The 16198-nt window shown below is 45.3% G+C and carries 15 protein-coding genes; 4 read left to right on the forward strand and 11 right to left on the reverse strand.

The features are described 5' to 3' along the window. Positions 1–28: 28 nt before the first annotated feature. Together artP and brxB are read right to left on the reverse strand one after the other, a co-directional pair. Complete coding sequence (gene artP, locus MKX38_RS11760) at positions 29–796, reverse strand: arginine ABC transporter substrate-binding protein ArtP (protein ID WP_004398706.1); 768 nt, start codon at positions 794–796, stop codon at positions 29–31. Between the two features lie 267 nt (positions 797–1063). After that, positions 1064–1501, reverse strand: coding sequence for a bacilliredoxin BrxB (gene brxB, locus MKX38_RS11765; protein WP_003226477.1), 438 nt, complete (start codon positions 1499–1501; stop codon positions 1064–1066). Between the two features lie 160 nt (positions 1502–1661). Between brxB and MKX38_RS11770 the strand changes: the two genes are divergently transcribed. From MKX38_RS11770 to bmrR, 3 genes are all read left to right on the forward strand, one after another. Continuing rightward, the gene (locus MKX38_RS11770; protein ID WP_029317938.1) at positions 1662–2555 is read left to right on the forward strand and encodes a diacylglycerol kinase family lipid kinase; all 894 of its coding nucleotides are present in this window, start codon (positions 1662–1664) and stop codon (positions 2553–2555) included. 100 nt (positions 2556–2655) lie between these two features. Continuing rightward, positions 2656–3825 (forward strand): multidrug efflux MFS transporter Bmr, encoded by a 1170-nt coding sequence (bmr, locus tag MKX38_RS11775; RefSeq protein WP_339187219.1) that lies wholly within the window; start codon positions 2656–2658, stop codon positions 3823–3825. Positions 3826–3897: 72 nt separating this feature from the next. Continuing rightward, positions 3898–4734: a multidrug efflux transcriptional regulator BmrR gene (gene bmrR, locus MKX38_RS11780; protein ID WP_339187222.1), complete on the forward strand. Its 837-nt coding sequence runs from the start codon at positions 3898–3900 to the stop codon at positions 4732–4734. A gap of 54 nt (positions 4735–4788) precedes the next feature. Here bmrR and bfmBB read toward each other — a convergent pair whose 3' ends face one another. The 8 genes from bfmBB to MKX38_RS11820 all read right to left on the reverse strand — a co-directional run bounded on the left by bfmBB (position 4789) and on the right by MKX38_RS11820 (position 14860). After that, the gene (gene bfmBB, locus MKX38_RS11785) at positions 4789–6063 is read right to left on the reverse strand and encodes a branched-chain alpha-keto dehydrogenase complex dihydrolipoyllysine-residue (2-methylpropanoyl)transferase (protein WP_339187224.1); all 1275 of its coding nucleotides are present in this window, start codon (positions 6061–6063) and stop codon (positions 4789–4791) included. Positions 6064–6085: 22 nt separating this feature from the next. Then, on the reverse strand, positions 6086–7069 hold the full coding sequence (gene bfmBAB / locus MKX38_RS11790) for a 3-methyl-2-oxobutanoate dehydrogenase subunit beta (RefSeq protein WP_004398638.1): 984 nt from the start codon (positions 7067–7069) through the stop codon (positions 6086–6088). A 13-nt stretch (positions 7070–7082) separates the two neighbouring features. Beyond that, on the reverse strand, positions 7083–8075 hold the full coding sequence (gene bfmBAA, locus MKX38_RS11795) for a 3-methyl-2-oxobutanoate dehydrogenase subunit alpha (RefSeq protein WP_339187227.1): 993 nt from the start codon (positions 8073–8075) through the stop codon (positions 7083–7085). A gap of 21 nt (positions 8076–8096) precedes the next feature. Beyond that, positions 8097–9521 (reverse strand): dihydrolipoyl dehydrogenase, encoded by a 1425-nt coding sequence (gene lpdA, locus MKX38_RS11800; protein ID WP_167408276.1) that lies wholly within the window; start codon positions 9519–9521, stop codon positions 8097–8099. A 20-nt stretch (positions 9522–9541) separates the two neighbouring features. Continuing rightward, the gene (gene buk / locus MKX38_RS11805) at positions 9542–10633 is read right to left on the reverse strand and encodes a butyrate kinase (RefSeq protein WP_339187229.1); all 1092 of its coding nucleotides are present in this window, start codon (positions 10631–10633) and stop codon (positions 9542–9544) included. Positions 10634–10651: 18 nt separating this feature from the next. Continuing rightward, the gene (bcd, locus tag MKX38_RS11810) at positions 10652–11746 is read right to left on the reverse strand and encodes a branched-chain amino acid dehydrogenase (protein WP_003230309.1); all 1095 of its coding nucleotides are present in this window, start codon (positions 11744–11746) and stop codon (positions 10652–10654) included. A gap of 11 nt (positions 11747–11757) precedes the next feature. Further along, a complete protein-coding gene (gene yqiS, locus MKX38_RS11815; RefSeq protein WP_085186470.1) occupies positions 11758–12657 on the reverse strand; it encodes a phosphate butyryltransferase in 900 nt (299 codons plus the stop codon). 124 nt (positions 12658–12781) lie between these two features. Next, positions 12782–14860, reverse strand: coding sequence for a sigma 54-interacting transcriptional regulator (locus tag MKX38_RS11820; protein ID WP_339187233.1), 2079 nt, complete (start codon positions 14858–14860; stop codon positions 12782–12784). Positions 14861–15014: 154 nt separating this feature from the next. Here MKX38_RS11820 and MKX38_RS11825 point away from each other — a divergent pair, with 154 nt between their 5' ends. Next, positions 15015–15251, forward strand: coding sequence for a DUF2627 domain-containing protein (locus tag MKX38_RS11825; RefSeq protein ID WP_003230304.1), 237 nt, complete (start codon positions 15015–15017; stop codon positions 15249–15251). Positions 15252–15292: 41 nt separating this feature from the next. On the opposite strand, the gene prpB is transcribed toward MKX38_RS11825, so the two are convergent. Then, positions 15293–16198: a methylisocitrate lyase gene (prpB, locus tag MKX38_RS11830; RefSeq protein WP_339187235.1), complete on the reverse strand. Its 906-nt coding sequence runs from the start codon at positions 16196–16198 to the stop codon at positions 15293–15295.

Here is a 16198-nt window from a genome sequence, read left to right on the forward strand (position 1 = left end):
CTCAACGAAAAAGTTGAGCCGCTTTTTTTTACTTCTCGCCAGTGAACCATTTTTTCTTCAATTTCTCAAGCTCTCCGTTATCTTCCATTTCCTTGAGCGCTTTATTGAATTTGTCTGTCAGTTCACTGTCCTTTCTGAAAGCAATTGCTGAACCGGCTTCTTCCGCTTTCGCATCAGGAATCACAAAGCCTTGCAGGTCATCATTTGATTTGAAATACCCTTCTGCAACAATGTCTTCAATAATCGCGGCATCGAAACGGTCAGATTTGATTTCCTGCACCAAATCAGAAATTCTGTTGCGGTCTTCTGTTTTAAAACCATATTCCGGAGAAAGCTCTTTCCCCTTCTCTTCCTGAATAGAGCCAAGCTGAACGCCAACTGTTTTTCCTTTCAGGTCTTTCAAAGATTGAATGCCGCTGTCTTTTTTGCTGACAATCATATGGTTCGCTGTGTAATACACATCGGAAAAATCAACTTGTTTTTTACGCTCAGGCGTTGGTGTCATTCCTGACAGAACGAGATCCACCTGTTTTGATTTAAGCGCTGTAATTAAGCTGTTGAAGTCCATATCCTGCACTTCAATTTCATAGCCTGCCTTCTTTGCCAGAGCTTTTGCCAGCTCTACATCAAAGCCGACAATATTATCTCCTTCTTTATATTCAAACGGTTTGTAATCCGCCGAAGTACCCATAATTAATTTTTTCTTTCCGCTTTCTGAACCTGAATTGCTTGAGCCGCACGCAGTTAATGCAAAGGTGATGCAAGCAGCTACAAGTAATAAGAGCCATTTTTTCATGATCCATTTCCCCCGTATTCATTACTTTTGGTGTATTTGAATATTTATTCGTTAATTTGTATTTTAAACAGTTTCTCATTTTTATGCAATACTATTTTTAAAAATTATCTTTAAGCTTATCTTTCCAGTGATCTCTTCTGATATTACTAGATAAAAATTAAATCGCTATACAATCCGATTGAATAACCCCTTAATATTTATTCATATATCCTTGGAAATTTATGCACAAAAAAACCCGGGCTGCTTTGAGCATCCGGGTTGTTCGTCTTATACTTCTTCACAATATTCTTCAAAGGCTTCCTGCAGCTTTGCCACTACGGCCATCGGCTCATGGCCTTCAATTTCATGGCGCTCTACCATTTTCATGATCTTTCCGTCTTTCAAAATCGCAAAGGACGGAGAAGATGGCGGATAACCTTCAAAATAGTCACGCGCACGCGCTGTCGCTTCTTTATCCTGTCCGGCAAAAACGGTGACGAGCTGATCAGGTCTTTTATCATAGTGAACGGAATGGTAGGCTGCCGGTCTTGCAATTCCTCCGGCGCATCCGCAAACAGAGTTTACCATGACGAGCGTCGTTCCTTTTTTCGTAAGTGCCTCATCCACCTCTTCGGCTGTTTTAAGCTCGGTGTATCCGGCAGCTGTTATTTCTTGTCTCGCTTGGCGAACAATATCATTCATAAATAAATTAAAGTCCATGTTCAATGAAGACCTCTCCTTTTTCATCATCTGTTCTTATGATAGCAAGGAAACGTCCATATCGGCAAATGACTTTGCTTCGCCGTGCACTTTTTTTGCTCTTCGTTTACTGCTTACAGAAAAAGGGGATTATATAACTAGAAGTAAAATAAAGGAGCAGTTGTATATGAGCCACAGGAAAGCGTTACTGATTCATAACGGAAATGCCGGTAACAAAAATATAGAAAAAGCACTTGGTGCTGTGGTGCCGGTTTTATCTCACCATTTAGATGAGGTGATTATTAAGCAGACAAAGAAAAAGGATGATGCGTATCATTTTTGCCAATCCATTGATGATTCTGTCGACACCGTCTTCATTCTCGGCGGCGACGGCACGATCCATCAATGCATAAATGCTATCAGCGCTCTAGAAAGAAAACCCGCTGTCGGAATTTTGCCCGGCGGCACGTGCAATGACTTTTCAAGAGTGCTTGGCATCCCTCAAAATCTTGCAAAGGCCGCGGAAGCACTTATGGCAGGAAAAAAAACCAGCGTAGACGTATGTCAGATGAATGACCGTTATTTTTTGAATTTCTGGGGGATCGGCTTAATTGCAGAAACGTCGAATCAAATCAACGAAACGGAAAAAGCATTATTGGGAAAAATCAGCTATTTTACAAGTGCCTTGCGAACCGTCTCATCCGCTGCATCGTTTCCGATGACATTAAAAATTGATGGAGAAGAAATTAAAGAAGAAGCCGTTATGCTGCTTGTGATGAATGGCCAATACATTGGAACGAATCGAATTCCTCTGCCCGATGCCAGTATTGAAGACGGCTTACTTGATGTTCTCATATGCCGCAACACCAACCTCACCGCGCTGCGGGAGCTGATGAGCATGGAACAGGGCTCAATTGATCGTTTTACCGGAGAGCTGTCCTATGTCCAGGCCTCCCGTATCGAGATTGAAACAGACACTGCCAAAAAGGCGGATATGGATGGAGAAGTTTATACACATACACCCGCAGTCATTCAGGTCCTGCCGCAGCATATCGACATGCTTGTTCCCGCAAATGAATAACTGTCATAAGGCTTTAGAAAGATTTTGCAAATCCGTTGACTCTCCCCTAGGAGGAGGTCTTACAGTATAAGGGATACACACTTGAAAAAGGGGAAGTCATATGGAGAAGAAAAATATTACCTTAACGATATTATTAACCAATTTATTTATTGCTTTTTTGGGGATCGGGCTTGTGATTCCAGTAACGCCGACCATTATGAATGAATTGCATTTATCAGGGACCGCGGTCGGCTATATGGTTGCCTGCTTCGCTATTACACAGCTCATTGTCTCACCAATAGCCGGACGATGGGTTGATCGCTTCGGGCGCAAGATCATGATCGTGATCGGCCTATTGTTCTTTAGTGTGTCGGAGTTTTTATTCGGCATTGGAAAAACAGTTGAGATGTTATTTATCTCCCGTATGCTGGGCGGTATCAGCGCAGCCTTCATTATGCCTGGGGTCACGGCTTTTATCGCAGATATCACGACCATTAAAACACGGCCGAAAGCGCTCGGTTATATGTCAGCCGCTATTTCAACAGGATTTATTATCGGCCCCGGCATCGGGGGATTTTTAGCAGAAGTCCATTCCCGGCTGCCTTTTTTCTTTGCGGCAGCTTTTGCACTGTTAGCAGCCATTTTATCAATCCTCACGCTGCGCGAGCCGGAACGAAACCCTGAAAATCAGGAAATAAAAGGGCAGAAGACAGGCTTTAAACGAATTTTTGCCCCCATGTATTTCATAGCTTTTCTCATTATCTTAATTTCGTCTTTTGGTTTAGCATCATTTGAATCTTTATTTGCATTATTCGTAGATCATAAATTCGGATTTACGGCCAGCGACATTGCCATTATGATTACAGGAGGAGCGATTGTTGGCGCCATTACGCAAGTCGTCTTATTCGACCGCTTCACAAGATGGTTTGGCGAAATCCATTTAATTCGGTACAGCTTAATTATCTCTACGAGTCTGGTATTCTTGCTGACAACAGTACATTCATATGTTGCGATTCTGTTGGTGACAGTCACCGTATTTGTCGGATTTGATCTCATGCGGCCTGCGGTAACGACTTACCTGTCAAAGATTGCGGGAAATGAACAAGGATTTGCCGGCGGTATGAATTCAATGTTTACAAGTATCGGCAATGTATTCGGGCCAATTATCGGCGGAATGCTGTTCGATATTGATGTAAACTATCCTTTCTACTTTGCAACGGTCACCTTAGCCATAGGGATTGCACTGACCATTGCTTGGAAATCGCCTGCACATCTTAAAGCCAGCACGTGATAAGAAGCGCATTCTTTGTGTACTGCAAAGAATGCGCTTCTTCTTTATACTGATGATAGAAGGAGTGATGGCATGAAGGAATCGTATTACTCAATTGGGGAAGTATCAAAACTGGCAAACGTGTCGATAAAAGCGCTCCGTTATTACGATAAAATTGATTTATTTAAACCCGCCTACGTCGACCCGGATACCAGCTACCGCTATTATACAGATTCTCAGCTCATTCATCTGGATTTGATCAAATCATTGAAATATATCGGCACACCTTTAGAAGAGATGAAAAAAGCACAGGACTTAGAGATGGAAGAACTGTTTGCTTTTTATACCGAGCAGGAGAGGCAAATCAGGGAGAAATTAGACTTTTTATCAGCACTGGAGCAAACCATTTCATTGGTGAAAAAGCGGATGAAACGGCAGATGGAATATCCCGCGCTCGGTGAGGTGTTTGTTTTAGATGAAGAAGAAATACGGATCATTCAGACAGAGGCAGAAGGAATCGGGCCTGAAAACGTGCTCAACGCCTCCTACAGCAAATTAAAAAAATTTATCGAGTCAGCAGATGGATTTACGAACAATAGCTACGGCGCTACTTTCTCTTTTCAGCCCTACACCAGCATTGCTGAAATGACTTACCGTCATATTTTCACGCCTGTATTGACGAATAAACAGATTTCATCAATTACGCCGGATATGAAAATCACAACGATCCCTAAAGGGAGGTATGCGTGTATCGCGTATAATTTTTCGCCTGAACATTATTTTCTCAACTTACAGAAGCTTATCAAGTATATCGCAGACCGCCAATTAACAGTTGTCAGTGATGTATACGAGTTAATCATACCGATTCATTACTCCCCGAAAAAACAAGAAGAATATCGTGTCGAAATGAAAATACGAATCGCTGAATAATAGAAAAAGAGCATTTTTTGAAACAAAACTTCAAAAAATGCTCTTTTTTCTTATTTAGTAAACAGATGTCTTCTCGTCAATCGATTCTAAAATTTGTTTCACTCGTCCGAGGAATCGTCCGCACACGAGACCGTCAAGCACTCTGTGATCTAATGACAGGCACAGATTAACCATGTCTCTGACAGCAATCATGCCATTGTCCATGACAACCGGGCGTTTGACGATGGATTCTACTTGAAGAATCGCAGCCTGAGGGTAGTTGATAATGCCCATTGACTGAACAGAGCCGAACGAACCTGTGTTGTTGACGGTAAACGTGCCTCCCTGCATGTCATCTGCAGTGAGTTTTCCGTCTCTTACTTTTTTGGCAAGACCGGTAATTTCTTTCGCAATGCCTTTAATTGTTTTTTCATCAGCGTTTTTAATCACCGGAACAAATAAAGAATCCTCTGTGGCAACTGCAATTGAAATATTGATATCCTTTTTCTGAATAATTTTGTCGCCCGCCCACATGCTATTCATTTGCGGGAATTCTTTTAACGCCTGAGCGACCGCTTTTACAAAAAAGGCGAAGAACGTTAAATTAAAGCCCTCTGTCTTCTTAAAGGAATCTTTTATACTGTTGCGATATGCAACCATATTTGTGACGTCGACTTCCATCATCGTCCAAGCATGCGGAATTTCTGTTTTGCTTCGCTTCATATTGGAAGCAATTGCTTTTCTTACACCTGTGACAGGGATTTCTTTATCACCGGCTGCAGACGCAGGATATGACGTCTCTTCTTTTGGCTCAGGTTTTGATGCAGACTTCGGTGCAGGAGCTGCTGTTTTCAGCTCCTCAGGATTCTGTTCTTGCACGCCGCCTGTTTCAATTAAGCGCTGAATATCTTTTCGTGTGATGCGCCCGCCTGCACCTGTTCCTGTTACTTGTTCAAGATCAATGCTGTGCTCTCCGGCCAAACGGAGTACAGCTGGCGAGTAGCGCTTTTTATTGGGCTGATCAGCTGCTTCGGTACTTTTTGCAGCAGGAGTCTCAGCGGCTTTTGAAGCAGCTGGCTGTTCTTGTTTTTGTTCAGCCGGATTCGCGCCTTCTGTTTCAATTTTGCAAATCACTTCTCCGACTTGCAGGGTTTGGCCTTCTTCTCCCACAAGCTCTGTTATCGTACCAGTAAAAGAAGACGGAACCTCTGCATTTACCTTATCTGTCATGACTTCCGCGATCGGATCGTATTTGTTCACTTTATCACCGGGGGCGACAAGCCATTTGCTGATCGTCCCCTCTGTTACGCTTTCTCCAAGCTGCGGCATCGTCATTTGTTCAATTGCCATGATTGTATCCTCCCTTACGTCTTTAAAACTCCGCTAATTCTCTCATCGCCGCTTCCACTTTATCAGGGTTGACCATAAAGTATTTTTCCATTGTCGGCGCATAAGGCATAGCCGGAATATCAGGACCTGCAAGCCGTTTGATCGGCGCGTCTAAGTCGAACAGACAATGCTCGGATATAATTGCGGCTACTTCGCTCATGATGCTGCCTTCTTTTGTATCTTCTGTGACCAAAAGAACCTTTCCAGTTTTGGACGCAGCTTCGATAATCGCTTCTTTATCAAGCGGATAAACTGTTCTTAAATCCACCACATGCGCTGAAATGCCATCTTTTTCGAGACGTTCTGCAGCTTGTAAGGCAAAGTGGACACACAGACCGTATGTGATCACTGTGATGTCGTCGCCTTCCCGTTTTACGTCAGCCTTGCCGATTGGCAGGACATAATCATCAGCCGGAACCTCTCCCTTTATCAGACGGTACGCCCGCTTGTGCTCAAAAAACAGCACTGGGTCTTCGTCACGAACTGCGGCTTTTAAGAGCCCTTTCGCGTCATATGGTGTTGATGGCATGACAATTTTCAGTCCGGGCTGGTTGGCGAAAATTGCTTCGACTGATTGAGAATGATACAAGGCTCCGTGCACGCCTCCGCCGTATGGCGCTCTGACGACAATCGGACAGCTCCAGTCATTGTTGCTGCGGTAGCGGATTTTAGCCGCTTCAGAAATAATTTGGTTGACTGCCGGCATAATGAAATCAGCAAACTGCATTTCAGCAATCGGTCTCATTCCGTACATTGCCGCTCCGATACCGACTCCTGCGATCGCAGATTCAGCAAGCGGCGTATCCATAACGCGCTCTTCCCCAAATTGTTCATAGAGTCCGGCTGTCGCTTTAAACACACCGCCTTTTCTTCCTACATCTTCCCCAAGGACGAAAACGCGAGAATCTCGTTCCATTTCTTCTTTCATCGCCAAATTGATTGCATCAATATATGACATTACTGACATTTGTTCTTCCTCCCTACTTCGCATACACATAATCAAGCGCTGACTCAGGAGCTGCATATGGGGCGTTCTCCGCTTCATCCGTCGCTTCATTTACGATTGCCATAATTTCATCCAGCATGGTTTGTTCTATCTCATCGGACAGCAGGCCTGTTTCCTTTAAGTAAGCTTGATAAGTAAGCAGGGGATCACTTTTTTTCGCTTCCGCTACTTCTTCACGACCTCTGTAGCTGCTGTCATCGTCATCACTGGAATGTGGTGTAAGGCGGTAAGAAATCGTTTCAATTAATGTTGGGCCTTCTCCTCTGCGTGCCCTTTCGCGTGCTTCTTTGACCGCTTGATAAACTTCAAGCGGATCATTTCCATTCACAGTTACGCCAGGCATCCCATAGCCTACGGCACGGTCGGAAATGTTCTCACATGCGACTTGCTTATCGTAAGGCACTGAGATTGCGTATTTGTTGTTTTCACACATGAAAATAACCGGCAGCTTATGGACAGCGGCAAAGTTCGCCCCTTCATGGAAATCGCCTTGGTTTGAAGACCCTTCCCCAAATGTAACAAAGGCTGCGATATCCTTTTTCTCCATACGTCCCGCAAGCGCAATACCGACTGCGTGCGGCACTTGCGTTGTAACCGGAGATGATCCCGTCACAATGCGGTTTTTCTTTTGTCCGAAATGTCCCGGCATCTGGCGGCCTCCTGAGTTCGGATCTGCTGCTTTTGCAAACCCGGACATCATTAAGTCCTTTGCTGTCATGCCAAACGCGAGAACGACACCCATGTCTCTGTAGTACGGCAATACATAATCCATTTCACGGTCAAGTGCGAAAGCCGCTCCTACCTGTGCTGCTTCCTGTCCTTGACAAGAGATTACAAATGGAATTTTACCAGAACGGTTTAACAGCCACATTCTTTCATCGATTTTTCTTGCTAACAGCATGGTTCTATACATATCAACGGCTTCCTGATCAGTCAGCCCTAGTGCTTGATGTCGGTTTTTACTCATTCAAGCCCCTCCTTTATGCTTTTAAAAATGAATGGCTTTGCCATCTGCGGCAAGCGCTGCTTCTCCAATTGCTTCAGAAAGCGTTGGATGCGGGTGAATCGTTTGCCCGACCTCCCACGGCGTTGCGTCCAGCACTTTGGCAAGACCCGCTTCAGAAATCATGTCGGTGACATGCGGGCCGATCATATGAACGCCGAGAATATCATCTGTATCTCGGTCCGCCACGATTTTGACAAAACCGTCGCTTTCACCGTATACAAGCGCTTTTCCAATCGCCATAAATGGGAACTTGCCGATTTTGACATTATGCCCGTTCGCCTTTGCTTCGTCTTCGGTTAAGCCGACACTGGCAGCTTCAGGGCTTGAGTAAATGCACTTCGGCACAAGCGTCGGATCAAGCGGATGCGGATTGAGACCTGCAAAATGCTCAACAGCAATAATTCCCTCATGTGAAGCAACGTGAGCTAACTGCAGGCCACCGATTACGTCTCCGATTGCATAAATATGAGATTCCTTCGTTTGGCAGCTTTCATTGACTGAAATCATGCCATTTTCAGTAACAATATCGGTGTTCTCTAGGCCGATGCCTTCGATATTTGCCTGTCTGCCGATGGAAACAAGCATTTTCTCAGCAGAATAGGTAACGGTTTCTCCGTCTTTTTCCGCTTGTATGCTGATATCGTCTGATGTTTTTGTCATTGTGTCAGGCAGCACTTTTGCCCCTGTTATGAACTGGATGCCTTTTTTCTTAAGAAGACTTTCCATTTCTTTTGAAATCTCTAGATCTTCAGTCGGCAATATGCGATCCGCGTATTCAATAACCGTTACCTTCACACCAAAATCATGAAGCATAGACGCCCATTCGATACCGATAACCCCTCCGCCGACAATGATGATTGACTGTGGCAGCTCCTCCATTTGGAGCGCCTCATCTGAAGTCAGTACAGACTTACCGTCCGCTTCAAGACCCGGAAGCATTCTCGGTCTTGATCCTGTTGCAATGATCACTTGTTTCGGGATCAGCATGTCATTTTCTTCGCCATTTCCCCGCTCAACAGAAATTGTTCCCGGCAGCGGAGAGAAGATTGACGGTCCAAGAATACGTCCATATCCGGTGTACACGTCAATTTTTCCTTTTTTCATTAAATGATTTACACCCGCTGCAAGCTTATCAACAACGGATTGCTTACGCTGCTGCACTTTTTCAAAGTTGAGGGACACGCCAGCCGTTTCCACCCCGAATTGATCGGCTTCACGAGCTGTCCGGTATACCTCTGCGCTTCTAAGCAGCGCTTTACTCGGGATACAGCCTTTATGCAGACATGTTCCTCCGAGTTTTTCCTTTTCCACAACGGCTGTTTTTAAGCCGAGCTGAGCGGCTCTGATGGCCGCAACATAACCGCCGGTACCGCCGCCCAGAATGACTACGTCATACTCAGTTGCCATGGTGACTCACTCCTGTCTGTCTATTCAATACGATATTGTTTGGATTGCTCTTCGCCCTGCAATACTCTGAGCGCCCCTTGGGCAAGAGACTGCAGTTCATTTTCACCCGGATAGACTAAAACGTCTGAAATCCAATCTATGTATGATCTGATAGCAGAAACAAAGCTTTTGCCGTACGCAAGGCCTCCCGTCAGCACAATCGCTTCAACTTCGCCTTTTAACGCCGCGCTGGCTGCCCCGATTTCCTTTGCTACCTGATATGCCATGGCATCATAAATGAAGCGGGCTTTTTCATCGCCCCCTTGAATCATCTGTTCCACTTTTACTGCATCATTAGTACCGAGATAGCCTAAAAGTCCGCCGGTGCCAACAAGCTTTTTCATGATTTCTTCTTTTGTATATTCCCCTGAAAAACATAGATCAACAAGATCTCCCGCAGGCACTGTTCCTGCTCGTTCAGGACTGAATGGTCCCTCGCCGTGCAGGCCGTTATTGACATCTACCACTCGCCCGCGGTCATGGACGCCAATTGTAATACCTCCGCCCATATGGGTAATAATCATTTTCATGTTCTCATATCGTTTGCCAAGAGAGGCTGCCGCTTTACGAGCGATAGCTTTTTGGTTTAACGCATGGAAAATGCTTTTCCGTTCAATTTCAGGCATGCCTGACACTTTCGCAAGCACTGACATTTCGTCTACGACAACAGGGTCGACGATATACGAAGGGATATTCAGGCCGTCAGCGATTTCCCGCGCGATAATGCCGCCGAGATTAGAAGCATGCTGACCGGCGTAACCGCTTTTCAAGTCCTCAATCATGTCATCATTCACTACGTAGGTCCCGCCTTCAATTGGCCGGAGAAGGCCGCCTCTTGCGCAGACTGCATCAAACTTCGAGATATTGATTCCCTGTTCATGAAGCGTTTCGAGAATATGGTTTTTACGAAATTCATACTGATCAATAATTCGGTCAAATCGCTGCAGCTCTTCTATGTTGTGTCTCAATGTTTTTTCAAAAATGCTTCTTTCATTATGAAAAACACCGATTTTCGTTGAAGTTGAGCCTGGATTAATTGTGAGAATGCGTTTTTCGTCATGTAGCACTTTCATAACCTCCAGATCAATTTCTTAACGTCTGCTTAATACACTGTGGCCGTTTTGCAAAAACTGGCTTCTTGAGCGGCGCATGCGTTCAATCCGTTCCTCTGCTAAGCGGTCAGCCGCTAAATATGCAGGAATGCCGTCACGCTGAGAAATCTCAAGTACACGCTCGATATTGCCGTAAATGCCTTCAACTTTTTTCAATGCACGTTCTGCATTATAGCCGTAAAGCTCATCTGCCACGTTGATAACACCGCCCGCGTTAATCACGTAATCCGGTGCATAAACAATGCCCATTTCGTGAATTTGATCACCATGGCGTGTCTCTTTTAATTGGTTGTTAGCCGCACCTGCAATCACTTTCGCCTTCAGCTGTTTAATGGTGTCGTCGTTAATAGTCGCACCAAGGGCACACGGCGCATAAATATCGCAGTCTTGTGAATAAATGTCATCAGGATCTACAGCACGGGCGCCAAAATCTTCAACTGCACGCTGTACAGATTGTTTGTTGATATCCGTAACGATTAAGTTTGCTCCTTCTTCATGCAGGTGGCGGCAAAGGTTATAGGCTACGTTCCCAACACCCTGTACAGCAATGGTTTTTCCTTCAAGAGAGTCGGTTCCGAAAGCAGCTTTAGCTGCTGCCTTCATTCCTCTGTACACCCCGTACGCTGTGACTGGGGACGGATTTCCAGAAGAGCCGAAAGCAGGAGAAATCCCTGTGACATAGTCTGTCTCATCATGAATGATATCCATATCCTCGACCGTTGTACCCACATCTTCAGCCGTGATGTATCTGCCATTCAGCCCTTGAATATAGCGGCCAAACGCGCGGAACATTTCTTCATTTTTGTCTTTGCGCGGATCGCCGATAATGACTGTTTTTCCGCCGCCAAGGTTTAAGCCTGCCGCCGCGTTCTTATAGGTCATGCCTCTAGCCAATCTGAGCGCATCTTCAATTGCCGCTTCTTCATTTTCATATGTCCACATTCTCGTTCCGCCAAGCGCCGGACCAAGCGTTGTATCATGAATCGCGATAATCGCTTTTAATCCAGATTGTTCATCCTGGCAGAATACCAATTGTTCGTAATCGTATTTCTCCATATATTTAAAAAGTTCCATGTTCGTTCCTCCTAATGTGTGTATTCTTCGGATGCGCATATTGCCAGCGCAATGGAATACAGTTTATTTTCAGCAGAGTCCGCTCTGCTTGTTAAGGCAATCGGTGCTTTGGCTCCTGTTATGACAGCCGCCACGCTGGCTTTGGCAAAATAAATCAGTGATTTATATAAAATATTGCCGGCCTCAATTGTTGGGACGAGAAGGATATCTGCGTTGCCCGCTACGTCTCCCGAAATTTTTTTCTGAGCCGCGGCAATTTGTGAAACTGCGTTATCCAAAGCAAGCGGTCCATCAACAATGCAGCCTTTGATCTGGCCCCTTTTGTACATTTGAGCTAGAGCAGCTGCATTCACGGTTGCTTCCATTTTTGGGTTCACCGTTTCGACCGCTGCAAGGGCAGCTGCTTTTGGCATATTTTTCCCCACTGCATGGGCCACATGAACGGCATTTTGCAAAATCTGCCGGAGCTCTTCCAGCGAAGGAGCAATATTCATTGCCGAATCTGTCACAAACATCAGCCGGTCAAAATCCGGTATATCGAATACAGCCACGTGAGAAAGGACACTTGCTGACCGAAGCCCCTCCTGTCTGTTCAATACCGCTTTAAGCAAAACAGAAGTCGGCACATTGCCTTTCATTAAAACGTCCGCTGTTTTATGATGCACAGCACGAACCGCTAATTTCGCCGATTCCTCAGGAGTATCGGCATGGACGATTTCCACTTGATGCCCTTGCATGGATGATGTCAGCTCGTTCAGTTTTGTGCTGTCGCCCGTTAACAAGAAACGGGCAGATAGGTGCTCGGCTGCCAGCTTTACAGCCCGGATCACTTCCTCATCCTCAGCATGAGCAACCGCAATGGTCTTATTTTTGTGTATCGACGCTTTGCCGATTAAATCTTTCAGCTTCATCTGTTACCACCTTTCTTGTTTCGACTCCGCCTTTTATTATGCAAGTTCCATGCCAGCTCTTAAGGGTGCTGTCATACCAGGTATATTGAAACATTCGTGCAGATGTTTGCGTTTATTCTGCAAATTATTGCATGCCTTCATTTGCAAGGCCATATTTATCCATTTTGTAATATAAGTTCCGAATGCTGACACCGAGAGCTTTTGCTGTTTTTGTCCGGTTAAAATGATGCTTTTCGAGCGTTTGCTGGATCAAATGTGCTTCAAATTTTTCTACTGCGACAGACAGCTTTTCGCCTTCAATATCCGGAAAATCAAAACCTGTTCCCTGATCTGTGTCATTTTCTTTTTGCTCAAGTTCGAATACAGGCAAGTGATCTTTTTCAATCCATTCCATATGCGGATTCAGAAAAATCATGGCTCGTCCAAGGACATTTTCAAGCTCCCGGACATTCCCAGGCCAATGGTAGGCAGATAAGGCGCGCAAGGCTTGTTGTGAGAGCCCTTTTACATTCCTGCCGTAATCCCGGTTGATCTTTTGGATAAGTCTGACGCTCAATGCTTCAATGTCCTCCAACCGCTGCCGCAAAGGCGGGATGGAGATCGGATAGCGATTGATCCGGTAATACAGGTCTTCCCGGAATGTTCCGTCCGCCATCGCCTTTTCAATATTTACATTTGTCGCCGCGATCACTCTGACGTTGACAGGTATCGCTTTCGTGCCGCCCACTCTGACGATTTCCTTTTCTTGAAGGACGCGTAGCAATTTGGCCTGCATATTTTGTGTCAGCTCACCGATTTCATCTAAGAAAATACTGCCGTTATTTGCTTCCTCAAATAAACCCTTTTTACCGCCGCGCTTCGCTCCTGAAAACGCACCATCCTCATAGCCGAACAATTCTGATTCGAGCAGGTTTTCAGAAAGGGCTGCACAATTCACGCGAATAAATTTATTGTATTTCCGGTCACTTTCGTTATGGATGGCATGGGCGAACAGTTCTTTTCCTGTTCCTGATTCCCCGCGCAGCAAGATGGTTGCCGGTGTTTTCGCACCGAGCTTCGCCTGCTCAAGCGCAACCAGCATTTGCTCGCTTTTGCCGATAATGTCGTCAAACGTGTATTTCGCTTCAAGCGTGCGAATAATTTGTCTGGCGCGATTAAGCTCCGCTGTCAGCATTTTAATTTCGGAAACATCGTGAATCACGCCGACGCTGCCTTTCAAAATCCCGTCCACAATCACCGGTGCTACATTAACGATCACTTCTTTTTCATTCGGGCCGACCTTCATTCTGACACCGCGGACAGGACGTCTTGTTTCAAGCACCTTTAAATGCATGCTTTCGCCTTCGGAAATATCAGTGTTTGCAGGCTTGCCGATGACTTCTTTTTCAGAAAGCCCCGTCATTTTCGTATACGCTTTATTGATTAGCAGGCCGATGCCGTTTTCATCAACGACAGAAATCGCCTCATCGGAGGATTGAATAATTGCCTCCAGCATCGTACGGACCTGCTTTAAGTTGGTCACTTCCTCTGCCAGCTCGACCGCATCAGTGATATCTTTAAAAACACAAAGAGCCCCGAGCAGACGTCCGCCTTCATCAATAATCGGCAGCCTTGTGGTCACAATTTGCAAATGATCGCCTAACAGCTGCTTCTGGTTGTATTCAGGCACTCTTGTTTTTAAAATCCGCGGCATCTTCGTGCTCGGAATCACTTCTTTTATTGGGCGCCCAATGACTTCCTCACGTTTTTTCCCGACCATTTTTTCGGCCATATGGTTAAAGAGAATGATTTCTTCATTGATATCAATAAAAATCATTCCATCATGGGTGGAATTAAAAATTCTGTCATATTTATAGGTTTGCTCTTTTAGCATTTGAATCAGGTGCTGCTTTTCTTCCATCAACTGAAAAACGATGTATGCCATTTTTCCCGGCATGACAATGGTATCTTCATGCTTTTTTTGAAGGAGCTCGTCAAACACGGCTTGATCGCCGGTGGTATGAATGACGATATCCGGTTTTTGTTGTATGTAAGATTTCCAATCAGATGATACGGCAATCCCATACTGTTCTGCTTCTTTCAATCCCGGCGCCTCGGGGTCTTTGTCAACTACGGCAATGATATCTATGATGGCTGTTTTAATCAGAATATGTAATAACGCCGTTCCCCTTTTGCCGGCACCTACTATCAGTACCTTTTGCATCCCGATACCCCTTTGTATGAAAAAATTTGCACACCTATTTATTCCGTTGCAATAATTTGCACAACCCTATGTTACCACGTTTTCTTCTCTTGACAAAATATTTTTTCCGCTGGACAATAAAGGAAATGAAAAGATAAAGGGGTTTTCTGAAGATATGAGCCGACTTCTTGCGCTTTTAATATTAGTCATCCCCGGGGCTATTTCTGCTTTAGGCATTAAACTGATGAGAGATACACTTTTCGGCCATACAATCAAGCCATTTTCAGCTCTTTGGCTCCAAGGGTTGTCAGGATTCATCTTTTTTGCGATCGGCCTCTATGTGCTGGCCGGGTTCATTTTATACAGAGACAGAAAACGCAATCAAGTCAGCCCGCGATTCAGAAAACGATAGCTGAAAAAAAGCCGGAGAATGCTCCGGCTTTTTTTGTTGCATTATTCGTCAGGCAAAACGGTCTTGGCAATCGTTTTGTCTAACGCTTCATAGTCATAATAAGAAATCGTATCGTACAGTTCTTTTCGTGTCTGCATATCATGAAGTCCTTCTTTTTGTGAGCCGTGCTTCTTCATCAAACCAAACATCCGCTCACAAGCTTTTGCCGCCGCTCGAAGCGAGGTGACAGGATATATCACCATGTGAAACCCCATATCTTCGAATTCATCGGCACGATAATATGGGGTTTTCCCAAATTCAGTCATATTCGCAAGGAGCGGAACGGGGATACGCTCAGCAAACTGGCGGAATTCATTCTCCGCCTGTAGCGCTTCCGGGAAAATTGCGTCCGCTCCCGCCTCAATGTAAGCCTCTGAACGTTTTATTGCGGCAGCAAGCCCTTCCTGCGCCCTGGCATCAGTACGGGCAACAACAATAAGGGAGGGTGCCGCTTGTTTAATGGCTTTTATTTTTTGCGCCATTTCCTTTATCGGAACTAGCTGTTTGCCATTTAAATGTCCGCATTTTTTTGGAAGCTGCTGGTCTTCTATTTGAACGGCTGCTACCCTTGCTTCAAGCATCTCCCGGGCTGTTCGGGCGGCATTTAAGACACCGCCAAATCCCGTATCGATATCCACAAGCAGAGGCAGATCAGCTGCACGTACAAGATCTTTGGCCCGTTCAGCTATCTCTGCCGATGTGATGATCCCTAAATCAGGCAGCCCCCTGCTGGCTGTATAGGCAGCACCGGACAAATAAATAGCAGAAAAACCGGCTTCTTTCGCAAGCAAAGCGGCCATCCCGTCATGGGCGCCGGGAATTTGAAGAATGTCCGGTGCTGACATCAGCTTGCGGAAACGCCCGGCAAGCTCCTCTTGTGACGATTGCTTATTGACGATCCACGACAT

Source organism: Bacillus sp. FSL M8-0025 (assembly GCF_037975475.1).
Classification (GTDB): Bacteria; Bacillota; Bacilli; order Bacillales; family Bacillaceae; genus Bacillus; species Bacillus subtilis.

Excerpts from the sequence above, each read along its gene's own strand:
- buk (WP_339187229.1), bottom strand. The coding sequence starts at position 10,633 with ATGAAAGTGCTACATGACGAAAAACGCATTCTCACAATTAATCCAGGC.
- bfmBB (WP_339187224.1), bottom strand. The coding sequence starts at position 6,063 with ATGGCAATTGAACAAATGACGATGCCGCAGCTTGGAGAAAGCGTAACA.
- MKX38_RS11820 (WP_339187233.1), bottom strand. The coding sequence starts at position 14,860 with ATGCAAAAGGTACTGATAGTAGGTGCCGGCAAAAGGGGAACGGCGTTA.
- bfmBAA (WP_339187227.1), bottom strand. The coding sequence starts at position 8,075 with ATGAGTAAAAACCGACATCAAGCACTAGGGCTGACTGATCAGGAAGCC.
- artP (WP_004398706.1), bottom strand. The coding sequence starts at position 796 with ATGAAAAAATGGCTCTTATTACTTGTAGCTGCTTGCATCACCTTTGCA.
- bmrR (WP_339187222.1), top strand. The coding sequence starts at position 3,898 with ATGAAGGAATCGTATTACTCAATTGGGGAAGTATCAAAACTGGCAAAC.
- lpdA (WP_167408276.1), bottom strand. The coding sequence starts at position 9,521 with ATGGCAACTGAGTATGACGTAGTCATTCTGGGCGGCGGTACCGGCGGT.
- prpB (WP_339187235.1), bottom strand. The coding sequence starts at position 16,198 with ATGTCGTGGATCGTCAATAAGCAATCGTCACAAGAGGAGCTTGCCGGG.
- MKX38_RS11770 (WP_029317938.1), top strand. The coding sequence starts at position 1,662 with ATGAGCCACAGGAAAGCGTTACTGATTCATAACGGAAATGCCGGTAAC.
- bcd (WP_003230309.1), bottom strand. The coding sequence starts at position 11,746 with ATGGAACTTTTTAAATATATGGAGAAATACGATTACGAACAATTGGTA.
- MKX38_RS11825 (WP_003230304.1), top strand. The coding sequence starts at position 15,015 with ATGAGCCGACTTCTTGCGCTTTTAATATTAGTCATCCCCGGGGCTATT.
- bfmBAB (WP_004398638.1), bottom strand. The coding sequence starts at position 7,069 with ATGTCAGTAATGTCATATATTGATGCAATCAATTTGGCGATGAAAGAA.
- yqiS (WP_085186470.1), bottom strand. The coding sequence starts at position 12,657 with ATGAAGCTGAAAGATTTAATCGGCAAAGCGTCGATACACAAAAATAAG.
- bmr (WP_339187219.1), top strand. The coding sequence starts at position 2,656 with ATGGAGAAGAAAAATATTACCTTAACGATATTATTAACCAATTTATTT.